The 12,847-nt window shown below is 69.2% G+C and carries 10 protein-coding genes; 6 read left to right on the forward strand and 4 right to left on the reverse strand.

What is annotated here, in order from left to right:
- The first annotated feature begins 2 nt into the window (after nt 1–2).
- The 6 genes from DELCS14_RS16230 to DELCS14_RS16255 all read left to right on the forward strand — a co-directional run bounded on the left by DELCS14_RS16230 (nt 3) and on the right by DELCS14_RS16255 (nt 7,833).
- On the forward strand, nt 3–416 hold the full coding sequence (locus DELCS14_RS16230) for a CbiX/SirB N-terminal domain-containing protein (protein ID WP_013802623.1): 414 nt from the start codon (nt 3–5) through the stop codon (nt 414–416).
- A gap of 64 nt (nt 417–480) precedes the next feature.
- On the forward strand, nt 481–1,422 hold the full coding sequence (locus tag DELCS14_RS16235) for a CysB family HTH-type transcriptional regulator (RefSeq protein ID WP_034398475.1): 942 nt from the start codon (nt 481–483) through the stop codon (nt 1,420–1,422).
- Nucleotides 1,423–1,480: 58 nt separating this feature from the next.
- Nucleotides 1,481–2,647, forward strand: coding sequence for a pyridoxal phosphate-dependent aminotransferase (locus DELCS14_RS16240; protein ID WP_013802624.1), 1,167 nt, complete (start codon nt 1,481–1,483; stop codon nt 2,645–2,647).
- A 105-nt stretch (nt 2,648–2,752) separates the two neighbouring features.
- Nucleotides 2,753–4,447 carry a tannase/feruloyl esterase family alpha/beta hydrolase gene (locus DELCS14_RS16245; protein WP_013802625.1) on the forward strand — a complete coding sequence of 565 codons (1,695 nt, stop codon included), beginning with the start codon at nt 2,753–2,755 and terminating at the stop codon, nt 4,445–4,447.
- A 126-nt stretch (nt 4,448–4,573) separates the two neighbouring features.
- On the forward strand, nt 4,574–5,536 hold the full coding sequence (locus tag DELCS14_RS16250) for a helix-turn-helix transcriptional regulator (protein WP_013802626.1): 963 nt from the start codon (nt 4,574–4,576) through the stop codon (nt 5,534–5,536).
- Nucleotides 5,537–5,613: 77 nt separating this feature from the next.
- Nucleotides 5,614–7,833, forward strand: coding sequence for a TonB-dependent siderophore receptor (locus DELCS14_RS16255; protein ID WP_228676772.1), 2,220 nt, complete (start codon nt 5,614–5,616; stop codon nt 7,831–7,833).
- Here the strand turns inward: DELCS14_RS16255 and DELCS14_RS16260 are convergent.
- From DELCS14_RS16260 to DELCS14_RS16275, 4 genes are all read right to left on the reverse strand, one after another.
- Nucleotides 7,830–9,140: a RhtX/FptX family siderophore transporter gene (locus tag DELCS14_RS16260; RefSeq protein ID WP_013802628.1), complete on the reverse strand. Its 1,311-nt coding sequence runs from the start codon at nt 9,138–9,140 to the stop codon at nt 7,830–7,832. The two genes, DELCS14_RS16255 and DELCS14_RS16260, sit on opposite strands and share 4 nt — an antisense overlap.
- Entirely contained in the window at nt 9,137–9,547 is a 411-nt protein-coding gene (locus DELCS14_RS16265) for a cupin domain-containing protein (protein ID WP_013802629.1), read from the reverse strand. The genes DELCS14_RS16260 and DELCS14_RS16265 overlap by 4 nt, the downstream gene beginning before the upstream one ends.
- Nucleotides 9,548–9,577: 30 nt before the next feature.
- A complete protein-coding gene (locus DELCS14_RS16270) occupies nt 9,578–11,746 on the reverse strand; it encodes a TonB-dependent siderophore receptor (RefSeq protein WP_013802630.1) in 2,169 nt (722 codons plus the stop codon).
- A gap of 172 nt (nt 11,747–11,918) precedes the next feature.
- On the reverse strand, nt 11,919–12,806 hold the full coding sequence (locus DELCS14_RS16275) for an AraC family transcriptional regulator (RefSeq protein WP_013802631.1): 888 nt from the start codon (nt 12,804–12,806) through the stop codon (nt 11,919–11,921).
- Between the last annotated feature and the right edge of the window lie 41 nt (nt 12,807–12,847).

Consider the following 12,847-nt stretch of genomic DNA (forward strand, 5'->3'; position numbering starts at 1 on the left):
CCATGCAAAACGACACAACAGCGGCCGGCATTGCCGGCCTGATCCTGCTGGCCCACGGCTCCCGCGACGCCTTGTGGCGCCAGCCCATCGAGGCCGTGCTCGGCGCCGTCCGGCAAACGCGGCCCCACGGCCTGGCTGCATGCGCCTACCTGGAAGCCTGTGCGCCCGACCTGCCCACCGCCGCGCGCGGGCTGGTCGAGGCGGGCGCCATGCGCATCACCGTGCTGCCCCTGTTCCTGGGCACGGGCAAGCATGCGCGCGAGGACATCCCGAAGCTGGTGCAAGAGATCCGCGACACCCACCCACAGGTGGCCGTGGAACTGGAGCCTGCCGTGGGCGAGCATCCGCGTGTCACGGCCCTGCTGGCAGAGCTGGCGTTGGCGGCCATGGAGCCTTCCGGCAGCTCAGGAAGCTGAAATAACGAATCGCTTCTTTATATAAATGCAGCATAATGGCGCGCTGCACCCAGCTGTCACCGCCATGAACCTGCACCAATTCCGATTCGTCCAAGAAGCGGCGCGCCGCAACCTCAACCTCACCGAGGCGGCCAAGGCCCTGCACACCTCGCAGCCCGGCGTCTCCAAGGCCATCATCGAGCTGGAGGAGGAGCTGGGCATCGACATCTTCGCGCGCCACGGCAAGCGCCTCAAGCGCATCACCGAACCCGGCCTGGAGGTGCTCAAGAGCATCGAACTCATCATGCGCGAGATCGGCAACCTCAAGCGCATCGGCGAGCAGTACAGCGCCCAGGACAGCGGCACGCTGTCGATTGCCACCACCCACACCCAGGCCCGCTACGTGCTGCCGCCCGCCGTGGCACGGCTGCGCGACCTTTATCCCAAGGTCACCATCAGCCTGCACCAGGCCACGCCGGCCGAGGTGGCGCGCATGGTCATCGACGAGATCGCCGACATCGGCATGGCCACCGAATCCCTGGCCGACTACCCCGATCTCGTCACCCTGCCCTGCTACGAATGGCAGCACGTGCTGGTCATGCCCACGGGCCATCCGCTGGCGCAGAAAGAGCGCATCACGCTGGACGACATCGCCCATGAGTCGCTGATCACCTACCACCCCTCTTTCACCGGGCGCGGCAAGATCGACCAGGCCTTCGCCACGCGCCGGCTGCGTCCGCGCATCGTGCTGGAGGCCATTGACTCCGACGTGATCAAGACCTACGTGCGCCTGGGCCTGGGCATCGGCATCGTGGCCGAGATGGCCATGCGCGACGATCCGGTCAACGACCTCGTGGTCCGCCCCATGGGCCATCTGTTCGGCCAGAGCGTGGCGCGCGTGGCCATCAAGCGTGGCGCCTATCTGCGCAACTTCGTCTACCGCTTCGCAGAGCTGCTCAGCGACCGCCTGACGCGCGACCTGATCATGCGCGCCATGAGCGGCCACGTGCACGACTACGAACTCTGATCCTCCGCCCCACCGGGCCCGCAGTGCGGGCCCGTTCCCGTTTTCCGCTGCCTCCGCCATGACCTCTGCCACGCCCCGCACGCCCGCCTTCCCCAGCCGCCTGCCCCATGTGGGCACGACCATCTTCACCACCATGTCGGCGCTGGCCGCCGAGCACCAGGCGGTGAACCTGGGCCAGGGCTTCCCCGACTTCGGCTGCGACCCCAGGCTGGTCGATGCCGTCACGGCCGCCATGCAGGCCGGCCACAACCAGTACCCGCCCATGCCCGGCCTGCCGCAGCTGCGCCAGGCCATGGCCGACAAGATGGAGGCGCTGTACGGCCGCCGCTACGACGCGGGCACCGAGATCACGGTCACGGCCGGCGCCACGCAGGCCATCCTCACCGCCATCCTGGCCACCGTGCATGCGGGCGATGAAGTCATCGTGCTCGACCCCTGCTACGACAGCTATGTGCCCAACATCGAGCTGGCCGGCGGCGTGCCCGTGCGCGTGCCGCTGACGCCGGGCAGCTTCAAGCCCGACTTCGCCAAAATTGCCGCCGCCATCACGCCGCGCACACGGCTTTTGATCATCAACAGCCCGCACAACCCCAGCGCCACCATCTGGAGCGATGCCGAGATGCTGCAGCTGCAGGAGCTGCTGGCGCCCACCGACGTGCTGCTGATCAGCGACGAGGTCTACGAGCACATGGTCTACGACGGCCGCCAGCACCAGAGCGCCGCGCGCTTTGCCGGCCTGGCGGCGCGCGCCTTCATCGTCTCCAGCTTCGGCAAGACCTACCATGTCACGGGCTGGAAGGTGGGCACCGTCGCCGCGCCGGCCGCGCTCACGGCCGAGTTCCGCAAGGTCCACCAGTTCAACGTCTTCACCGTCAACACGCCCATGCAGGCGGGCCTGGCCAGCTACATGGCCGACCCTGCGCCCTATCTGCAGCTGCCCGCCTTCTACCAGGCCAAGCGCGACCTGTTCCGCCAGGGCCTGGAAGGCTCGCGCCTGCGCCTGCTGCCCACGGCGGGGACCTACTTCGTCTGCGCCGACATCTCGGCCGTGTCGGACCTGGACGAAGCCGCGTTCTGCCAGTGGCTGGTCCGGGAGCACGGCGTGGCGGCCATCCCGCTGTCGGCCTTCTATGGCGACGGCTTCGACCAGCGCGTGGTGCGCTTTTGCTTTGCCAAGCAAGACAGCACGCTGCGCGCGGCGTTGGAGCGGCTGCGCAAACTCTGAAGCCGGGCGCGGGGCAGCGCCCACGCCGGGTTGTCCCGTCATCCTCTGAGATGACATGGCCCCTCCGTCCCTGGTCTTACGCTCGGGCGACAGGAGACACAAGCCATGCGAACCGACCACGCCCCACGCGCCTTGCGGCGCGTTTTTCCATCCACGGCCGCCTTTGCCGCATCCCTGCTCATGGCGGGCTGCGGCGGTGGCAGCAGCCCCACTTTGGCCGATGCCGCAACGCCGGCGGCCGCCTGCGCCGACCTGCCTGACAGGGCAGGCCTTGCGGCCACCCGGCTGTCCACCAGCTACGTGCCGCCCGACACCCGCAGGCCGGGCGGCGCCAGCACCGGCGCGCTGCTGCCCGGGCACTGCGTAGTCACCGGCGCCATCAACCCGCGCATGGGCGTGGACGGAAAGAACTACGCCATCGGGTTCCAGCTCAGCCTGCCGGACCAATGGAACGGCCGGTTTCTCTTCATCGGCGGCGGTGGCAACGACGGCATCCTGCGCGACACCTCGCTGAGTTCCAGCATCTCAGGCGCAACGCCTTCGCCGCTGGGCCAGGGCTTTGCGGTGGTCTCCACCGACGCGGGCCACACCGGCACCACGGCCAGCTTCGGTGCCGACCCTCAGGCCCGGCTGGACCACGCCTACAACGCCTACGACAAGACCGCCGTGGCGGCCAAATCGCTGATCTCCACGCGCTACGGGCGCAAGCCTGAGCACTCCTATTTTTCAGGCTGCTCGGGCGGAGGACGCCAGGGCATGGTGTTCTCGCAGCGCTTTCCCGACTACTTCGACGCCATCACGGCCGGTGCCCCTGCGATGCGGGTATCGAGCGGCGCCACGGTAGCCGCGATGTGGAACACCATCGAGTTCGACGCCATCGCGCCGGCCGACAGCAGCGGCCGGCGCATCCTCTCCCGGGCCTTCAGCAACGAGGACCTGAACCTGGTGGCCAAGGCAGTGACCGCCTCCTGCGATGCGGCCGACGGCGTGGCCGATGGCATGGTGAACCACGTCAAGGCCTGCCATTTCGACCCCGGCGTGCTGCAGTGCGGCGGCGCCAAGTCTGGCAGTTGCCTGAGCAGCGGACAGGTGAACGCGCTCAGAAACGTGTTTGCCGGGCCGCGCAACTCGGCAGGCCAGGCCCTGTATGCGGGCCAGCCGTGGGATCCGGGCCTGGCAGCGCCGGGCTGGCGCACCTGGACACTGGGCAGCTCCACCACCGCCACGCCGGATTCGCGCTACATCACGCTGATCGTGGATGCGCTGGTCAACGAATTCCTCACCCCGCCAGACCTGGGCTTCAACCCGCTGGCCTTCAACTTCGACACCGACCCGGCGCGCATGCAGGCCTACTCGGCCATCTATGACACCTACCGGGATGACCGGCTCACGGCCTTCCGGCAGCACGGCGGCAAGATGCTCTTCATCCACGGCATGTCCGACCCCATCTTCTCGGCGCTGGACACGCTGGACTACTACGAGCGCCTGGCCGCCAACAACGGCGGCATGCAGGCCACGCAGGACTTTGCGCGCACCTTCCTCGTGCCGGGCATGAACCATTGCTCGGGCGGCCCGGCCACGGACAGCTTCGACTCCATACAGGCCATGGTCGACTGGGTGGAGAAAGGCAACGCCCCGGACACCATCGCCGCCAGGGCCCTGCCGTCCAGCGCGGATTTCCCGCAGCGCACGCGCCCGCTGTGCCCGTATCCGAAGATTGCCAGGTACAGGTTCGAGGGCGCAGCCGCCGGCACGGGCAATGTGGAGGATGCGGCCAGCTTTGTCTGCGCCCTGCCCTGAGCCTGCGCATCTACGGGCTGGACGCCACAGGCCGTGGCAGCCGCAGGGCCGAAGCAAGCCTGCAGCGATAATGAGAAGCGTTCACTGCAGCGAGCGCTTCCTGCCACCGCCTTTCCGCCTCCGCCCATGCCCGCCCCTTCCCAACGCTACACCACGGCGCAGCTCGACGCCATGCGCCAGCGCCACGGTTTCAGCGTGCGCTTTCTCTCCACCGTCTCCGAAAACGATTGCATCTTCGAGGGCCAGGTACAGGAGCACCAACTGCCTTCGGGCCTGCAGCTGGTCAGCTCCGACATCCGCATCAACCATGGCTATGAATCCACGTCCGAGCATCCGCGGCGCTTCACCGCCGTAGTCCTGCTGGACGGCCAGGCCGAGCTGCAGCTGCCCGCCGCCCGCAAGGCCCTGAGCGTGACGCGCCATGCCGCTGCGGCATTCTCCTGCGGCGACACCGAGGTGCTCAAGGCCACCCATGCGGCAGGCCAGAGGGTGCGCGGCTTCAACCTGTCCATCGAGGCGCCCGAGGCCTGCGTCGATGCCGAACTGGCCGAGCTGCTGCACCATGCCCTGCGGCAGTCCGGCCCGCCGCTGCATGCCTGGTCGCTGCCCGAGCATCTGGCCGTCTCGCTGCGCCAGCTGCTCGATGGCGTCTGGAGCGGCAGCCTGGCCCGGCTGCACCGCGAAGGCATTGCGCTGCAGGTGCTGGCCTGCGCGCTGCAGGCACATGCGCAGCCGCGGCCTGCGCCCTCGCCGCGCATCCATCCCCGGGACAGGCGCGGCCTGGAGCGCGTGTGCGAGTGCATGGATGCAGCGCCGGGCCAGGCGCACAGCCTGGACGACCTGGCGCGCCTGGCCTGCATGAGCCCGACCACGCTGCGCGAGAAATTCCAGGCCGCCTACGGCCAGACCGTGTTCGGCTGGCTGCGCGAGCGCCGCATGCAGTTGGCGCGCGAACGGCTGGCACAGGGCTGGAGCGTGCAGGAAGCGGCCGACTGCGTGGGCTTTCAGCACGCCAGCAATTTCGCCACGGCCTTTCGCCAGCGCTTCGGCCACGCACCCAGCCAAGGCAGCCTGCGTCGCAAACCATAGGTCTGGCGTCGCCGGGAACAGGCGGCGGCGGCGCACATTTCCCACAATCCGGGCTCACGCCCAGGACCATGGAAATGATGAGCATTCGCATTCAAAACCCCACCCCGCGACACCCCCAAGGCGCGCGGACCCCGCTGTCCCTGCTGATCTGCGCCCTGTGTGCCGCCCCTGCGCCAGCAGTCTGGGCCGCCGACGAGGACAGGCCCCCTGCCAGGAAAGGCGACACCGAACTGGGCACCATCACCGTGCGCGCCGCCTCCGATGCCGGCACCACGGAGGGCGCGGCCCGCTATACCAGCGGCGCCACAGGCACGGCCACGGGCCTGCAACTGTCGGCGCGCGAGACACCGCAGTCGGTCAGCGTGATCACGCGCCAGCTCATGGACGATGCCGGCCAGCTCACGGTCTCGCAGACGCTGGAGGCCTCCGCGCCCGGCCTGTCGGTGAGCCGCAGCGACAGCAACCGCTACCAGTTTTCCTCGCGGGGCTTTGGCATCAGCAACTTCCAGTTCGACGGGCTGGCCTCGCCCATCAACAGCCTGTGGAACTTCGGCGCCACCGACATGGACACCGCCTTCTACGACCGCGTGGAAATCGTGCGCGGCGCCACGGGCCTGCTCAATGGCTCGGGCGATCCGTCGGCCACGGTGAACTTCGTGCGCAAGCAGCCGCGCGAGACGGCGGGCGGCCATGCCTCGCTGACGCTGGGCCGCTGGAACCTGCGCCGCGCCGAAGCCGATCTGTCCCTGCCGCTGGACCGCGAAGGCCGCGTGCATGGCCGCGTCGTGGCCGTGCAATCGGACAGCGACAGCTACGTCAGCCACTTCGGCCAGCGCAGGCAGGGCCTGTACGCCGTGGTCAGCGCGGCCCTGACGCCCGCCACCCGGCTCGTGACCAGCCTCGAATACCAGAAGAACACCAGCCCCGGCATGGGCGCCGGCTTTCCGCTGTTCTATGCGGACGGCAGCCGCACGGACTTCGACCGCTCGGTGTCCAACAACACGCGCTGGTCGCATTTCGGCACCGAGAACACCACGGCCACGCTGGACCTGACGCACCGCCTGGACAACCGCTGGCTGCTGCGCGCCGCCTACAGCCGCAACGACGGCAACTACGACATGCGCTACGTCTACCGGGGCGGCGCGCCGGACGCCACCACCGGCCTGGGCATGGCCAACTCCTTCATCAAATACCGGGGCGACCGCTCGCGCGACAGCCTGCACCTCACGGCCAGCGGCCCGGTCGCGCTGTTCGGGCGCCAGCACGAGATTGCCGTGGGCTGGAACCATGTGCGCGACGACATCGACATCCGCCGCTATGCACCGCTGGGCACGCTGCCCGCCACGGACAACTTCCTCGACTGGCGCAACGGCAGCCTGGCCGAGCCGGGCTGGTCCGACGTCTCCAACGGCGGCGACGACAGCCGCATGCGCCAAAGCGGCGGCTATGCCGTGGGGCGTTTCTCGCTGGCCGATGGCTGGACGGCCGTGGCCGGCGCCCGCCTGAGCCGCTGGTCCACGCGCCAGAACTACTTCGGCAGCCTGCGCGACTACCGCTACAGCAACGAAATCACGCCCTACGCCGGCCTGCTGTGGGACATCGATGCCCGGCACACGGCCTACCTGAGCTACACGGAAATCTTCACGCCCCAGAACTACCGCGACAAGCAAGGCAGCATCCTGGACCCCGTCACCGGCCAGGCCTTCGAGCTGGGCCTCAAGGGCTCCTGGCTGCAGGACCGGCTGCAGGGTTCTGCCGCGCTGTTCCAGACCCGCCAGGACAACCTGGCGCAGGACACGGGCGAGTTCATCGACGGCACCACGGACCAGAAGGCCTATCGCGGCGTCAAGGGCGCCCAGGTGCGCGGCATCGATCTGGAACTCAGCGGCGAGCCGGCCCGGGGCTGGCGCATGGGCGCCAGCTACACGCACTACACGGCACGCAGCGCCAGCGGCGCCGCCTTCAACACCACGCACCCGCGCAGCCTGGTCAAGCTCACGGCCATGCGCAGCTTCGAGGGTGCGCTGCAGGGCCTGAGCCTGGGCGGCAACCTGCGCTGGCAAAGCCGCATCTGGCAGAACGTGACCAACCCGCTGCGCCAGAGCGTGCAGGTCGGCCAGGGCAGCTACCTGGTGGTCAACCTCTCGGCCCACTACCGCATCGACCCCACCTGGTCCGCCAGCGTGCAGCTCAACAACCTGCTGGACCGCCAGTACTACAGCCAGATCGGCTTCTACAACCAGGGCTGGTGGGGCGAGCCGCGCAACCTGACGGTGAGCCTGAAGGCGGATTTCTAGGAGGACTTCGCCACCGGATCGGCGCTGGCATCGGCAACGATGCTTTGCGCTCCACCCTGGCGCCCCAGCACGCGCCAGCAGACGGCCAGCGTCACAGCCGCAGCCAGCAATCCAGCAGCAAAGCCACCGCCGTAGCCCACGGCCGCCGCCAGCGATGTCACCAGGGTGGAGGCCAGAATCTCCCCCGTGTCGCGGGCGCTTTGCACGGCCGTCATGTCGGTGCCGGCCTGCGGGCCGGCACCGGCAAAGCGCATGGCCAGCGTCATCACGGCCACCGAAGATGCACCCGTTCCAAACGCCCCCAGCGCCTGGGCCGCAAAGGCAGTGCCCATGTCCAGAGGCAGCAGGCCTGCGGCCAGGGCCATCCAGCCCAGCGCCGAGGCGGCGCAGGCCGCCAGCCCGCAGGCCAGCGCCGGCCTGGCGCCCAGCCGTGCCACCAGCCAGGCGCCCCCGCCACAGCCCAGCAGCACGGTCACCGCACCGCCCGCCATGCCCACGCGCCCCACGGCCTCGACCGGCCAGCCTGCATCCACGAGAAACAGCTTGGCCAGGCCAAAGCCGCTGACGGCCGTGATGGACGACAGCACGGCTGCCGCCACCAGCGGCCAGGCGCCGGAGCGCTGCACAAAGGCCTTGAGACGGGCTGGCGACCGGCGAACGCCCGGCCGGCTGCGCAGGCCCTGCAGCGCAGCCGGCTCACGCCACAGCGCCACCAGCAGCAGGCTGAAGGCCACGGGCAGGCATAGGGCCGCCAGCGCCAGACGCTGTCCCAGCAAGCCCGCCAGCACCATGCTGCCGGCCCCGCCCACAAAGAAGCCCACCATGGTGCCGCCCACCTGCAGCGCATTGGCGCCAGCCAGACCACGGCCCCTGAAATGCTCGGCCACCAGCCCGTCCGTGGCAATGTCCTGCGTGGCACTGGCCAGGGAACCCAGGGCCGCCAGCGCCACGATGGCCGGCGCCGTCTGCAGCGTGATGCCCAGCGCAGCCGATGCCGCCAGGCACAGCAGCACCAGGGCCTGCATGGGCAGGATCCAGCTGCGACGGCGCCCCAGGCGGGCCGACCACCGGTTGTCCACGCGTGTGGCCCACAGGAATTTCAGCACCCAGGGCAAGCCCACCAGGGGCAGGAAGGCCAACGCCCCCAGCTGGGCGCCCTCGCTGCGCAGCAGTGTGGGCACGGCGTCCATGGCCAGGCCCAGGGGCATGCCCTGGGTCAGGTACAGGCCGGCAACCATCAGCCAGGTGTGCAGGTCCGGCTGCGACATCGCAGGGGCGCTGTCCGCATCGTGCAGGGGCGGGCTCATGGCTGCACCTTCTCGTGCTCGCTGCCACGCGCGGGCGTGATGAACATCAGGCGGCCCGGCTGCACCGCTTCCAGCCGGTGCCAGCAGCCGCGCGGCACCACCAGCATCTGGCCTGCCGAGAGTTCCAGAACCGGAGCCTCCTCCCCGCGCCGCTGCGGGCGCAGCAGCACACGCACTTCGCCGTCCAGCAGGCACAGCACTTCGTCGCCGACGGGATGGCGCTCCCAGTGCCCGTCATGCAGCGAGGCACCGTCGCTGAAAGGCTTGATGCCAATGATCCAGTCGCTGGCCGGGTCCAGCTTTTCGTGCGGGCCCAGCACGCGCACCTGCGAAGGGGCGCACAGGCCGATGAGGTGGCTGGCCTGCGCCAGCGGCCGGGCGATGAGGGAATGGGCGTTCTTGTCCATGGTGTGTTCCATCGATGGTGAAGCGGGTTCTCAGAACTCGGCGCGCAGGCTGAGCGTGGCGCTGCGCGGCTCGCCATAGCGGTTGTTCCAGCCCGTGCCGGACAGGCTCTGGTAGTAGCGGCGGTCCGCCAGGTTGTCCACCTGCAGGGCCGCCGTGAGCTGGCGGTTGATGCGCCAGCCCAGGCGCAGGCTGGCCAGCGCGTAGCCGCCCTGCCGCAGCGTCACGCCCTGCGCCTGGTTGTAGAAGTCGCTTTGCGCGCGCAGGCCCAGGCCGATGCTGAAGCGGCGCTCTGCCACCGGCACCTTGTAGCTGGCCCACAGGCGCAGGATGTGGCGCGGCGTGAAGCTGGCGAAGGGCAGGCCCTGGTTCTGCGCGTCCTGCAGGTACTGCGTGCGGTTCCAGGTGTAGGAGGCGCTCAGGCGCAAGTCGCGGTGGGGCTGGCCTTCGATCTCGGCCTCCAGCCCTCGGCTGCGCACCTCGCCGGTGGCGATGTACCAGCAGGCATTGCCCACGCAGGGATGGGCCGGATCGGCCTGGGCACGGTTCTTCTGCCGGATCTCGAACAGCGCCAGGCCCAGGTTCAGGTGGCCGCCCAGCAGTGCACCCTTGATGCCGGCCTCCAGGTTGTTGCCCTGTACCGGGTCCAGCAGTTCACCGGCATAGGTGTAGCTGCTCTGCGGCTGGAGGATGCGCGCATGGCTGGCATAGGCGTTCCACTGCGGGCCGAGTGCGTACACCAGGCCTGCATAGGGGGTGAACTGCGTGCCCATGCGCGTGCGCACGCGGCTGGCGGCTCCGCCTGCGCCGCCCGTCTCTTGCTCCCAGCGCGTGAAACGCCCGCCCAGCACCAGCTTCAAGGGGTCGGCCAGCTGCAGCCGCGCCATGCCGTACAGGCCGCTTTGCCGCGTCTCGGTGGGGCCGCGCGTTGCGTAGCTGCCGACCAGGGGCAGCGGCACGCCGTGCGGATTCCAGTTCCAGACATCGACCGGGCTTTGCGGCAGATTGAGGATGGAGGCGGCCCATTGCGTGCTGCGCGTGCGCTGGTGGTTGAAGCCGGCCAGCAGCTCGTGCGTGCGGCCCCACAGCTGCACCGGGCCGCTGGCAAAGGCATCCACACTGGTCTGGCTGTCGTCGAAGCGGTAGGCCGCACCCGTGAGGCGCCCGCCCAGGCCCGTGGCGGGATTGACAGCGCCGTTGGCCCCGGCATAGAGCAGCTCGGAATCGCCGGAGAGGTGATTGAGGTTGAGCCTGGCCTGCCACCCGTTGCTCCAGACATGCTCGACGCCGGCAAAGCTGCGCGTGGTGTTCCAGTCGAAGCGGTCCCAGGCCGCGTCCAGATAGGTGCTGCGCGGCAGGCCCACATCGCGGCCGTCTGCATAGAAAGGCACGCCCGCCATGTTGGTGGTGGAGCGTATGCGCTGATGGTGCACCCCGGCGTGCACCGTGGCGCCGGGCGCCAGGTCCAGCTCGGCAATGGCGTAGAGATTGCCGGTGCGCTCGCCAGCCACGTCGTAGAAGAAGTCACGCTCCTCCTGCGTGGCCACCACGCGGGCACGCAGGCTGCCCGAGGCATTGAGCGGGCCGCCGACATCGGCCTCGGCGCGACGCCGGCCCCAGCTGCCCAGGGTCAGCCCCGCGCTGCCGGCAAACTCCCGCGTGGGCCGCTTGGGCACGAGGTTGACCGTGGCGGCAGGGTTGCCCGTGCCATGCAGCAGGCCTGCGGCGCCGCGCACGATCTCCACGCGCTCGTACATGGCCATGTCCATGCGCGGGCTGGCCGTGTTGCCCATGAGAATGGGCACGCCGTCCTGCTGGAACGAATCGATCTTGAAGCCGCGCTGGTAGTAGCCCGTGGTCAGCAGCTGGAAGGGCTGCACGGTGACACCGGGGGCGTTCTGCATCACGTCGTCCAGGCTGTAGAGGTTTTGTTCGCGCATGCGCTCCTGCCCGATCACCGTGACCGACTGGGCGATTTCCTGCAGGCTCTGGCCCAGCTTGTCCACGCCCGTGCCGGTGACTGCGCTGGCGCGGACCGTGATCCCTGGCAGTGCGGCTGTTTCAGGCGCGCTGCCTGCATCAACCGCCTGCGTCTCGGCATGCAGCCGGGCCGATCCGCCCGTGGCAAAGGCCAGGCACAGGGCCAGCGGCAAGGGGCGCAACACCAGGGGCCGCGCCGCTTTCATTGACGATGAATCCATCACTCCTCCCGAATTTCAAATGAGAACCAATCTCATCCAAATTCTGAAAGACGTGGGCAGCGTCCATGCGCGATTGCGTCACGGCCTGCCGCGATCCCGGCACGATCACGGCAAAATCACGGCACGATTGCAGCGCTGCAAAGCGGCAGCGGAGCCTGACCTGGGATGGAGACTATCCGCGCCGCAAGGCGCTGGGCAGCACGCCATGGTGGCGCTGGAAGACCTTGCTGAAATGCGAGGGGCTGTAGCCGCTGAGCGCGGCCGCCTGGGCCACATCCATCCGCGCAGAGGCCAGCAGCTCGTAGGCGCGCGCCATGCGCTGGGCCTGCAGCCATTCGGCCACCGTGCAGCCAAAGCACTGGCGAAAGCCCTGGGTGAGCTTGTTCACGTTAAGCCCCACCTCACGCGCCAGAGCGCGCAAGCCCGGTGGATCATCCAGGCGCTCGCGCAGCAGCTGCGCCGCACGCTCCAGTTGCTGGCGTCCGCGCCCGGACAGGTCTTCTTCCCCGGGCCGGGGCATGCACAGGGCCAGCAGCTCCAGCCCCTTGCCCGCCAGATAGAGCTGGCGCGCCGCGCCCTGCAGCGGACAGTGCAGGATCTGCTGCGCCACCGCGCGCTGGGCGGCACTGGCCTGGGCATCGCGGATGAGCGAGCCGCAGGCGCCGGATGCACCGGAATCTCCAGGAGCGCCTGCCTCCATCGCATCGGCCAGCCCCTGCGGCGTCAGGCCCAGGCTGGACGCCAGGCCCGACATGGGCAGGCTGGCCGACACGTACTCCAGATCCGAGCCCTGCTCCATGCCATGCAGCACGTCATGGGGTGCATCGCGCAGGCGCAGATGTACGGAGGGACCGCACAGCCGCACGGGCGCCGAGCGTTCCAGCTGGTAGCTGATGCTGCCGGACAGCACCAGCACGAGCTTGACCCCGGCCTGCTCGCTCTCGCTGAACCACTGCGTGCGGTCAAAGCGCAGCCGGCCTGCCGACAGGCTGAGCATGGGCGTGGGCATTTGAACGGCGCCGCCGGGGGAAGAAGCAGGAAGGGTGCGGTCCTTTTTCATGGGCGGGTCCGGGCAGCTTGCGCCGTGGTGGCAGGGATCAA

Origin of the sequence: Delftia sp. Cs1-4 (assembly GCF_000214395.1) — a bacterium.
Taxonomy (GTDB): domain Bacteria; phylum Pseudomonadota; class Gammaproteobacteria; order Burkholderiales; family Burkholderiaceae_C; genus Comamonas; species Comamonas acidovorans.

Bases quoted from the DNA above. Each gene is read 5' to 3' on its own strand.
- DELCS14_RS16230 (WP_013802623.1), top strand. From the start codon at position 3: ATGCAAAACGACACAACAGCGGCCGGCATTGCCGGCCTGATCCTGCTG.
- DELCS14_RS16235 (WP_034398475.1), top strand. From the start codon at position 481: ATGAACCTGCACCAATTCCGATTCGTCCAAGAAGCGGCGCGCCGCAAC.
- DELCS14_RS16240 (WP_013802624.1), top strand. From the start codon at position 1,481: ATGACCTCTGCCACGCCCCGCACGCCCGCCTTCCCCAGCCGCCTGCCC.
- DELCS14_RS16245 (WP_013802625.1), top strand. From the start codon at position 2,753: ATGCGAACCGACCACGCCCCACGCGCCTTGCGGCGCGTTTTTCCATCC.
- DELCS14_RS16250 (WP_013802626.1), top strand. From the start codon at position 4,574: ATGCCCGCCCCTTCCCAACGCTACACCACGGCGCAGCTCGACGCCATG.
- DELCS14_RS16255 (WP_228676772.1), top strand. From the start codon at position 5,614: ATGAGCATTCGCATTCAAAACCCCACCCCGCGACACCCCCAAGGCGCG.
- DELCS14_RS16260 (WP_013802628.1), bottom strand. From the start codon at position 9,140: ATGAGCCCGCCCCTGCACGATGCGGACAGCGCCCCTGCGATGTCGCAG.
- DELCS14_RS16265 (WP_013802629.1), bottom strand. From the start codon at position 9,547: ATGGACAAGAACGCCCATTCCCTCATCGCCCGGCCGCTGGCGCAGGCC.
- DELCS14_RS16270 (WP_013802630.1), bottom strand. From the start codon at position 11,746: ATGGATTCATCGTCAATGAAAGCGGCGCGGCCCCTGGTGTTGCGCCCC.
- DELCS14_RS16275 (WP_013802631.1), bottom strand. From the start codon at position 12,806: ATGAAAAAGGACCGCACCCTTCCTGCTTCTTCCCCCGGCGGCGCCGTT.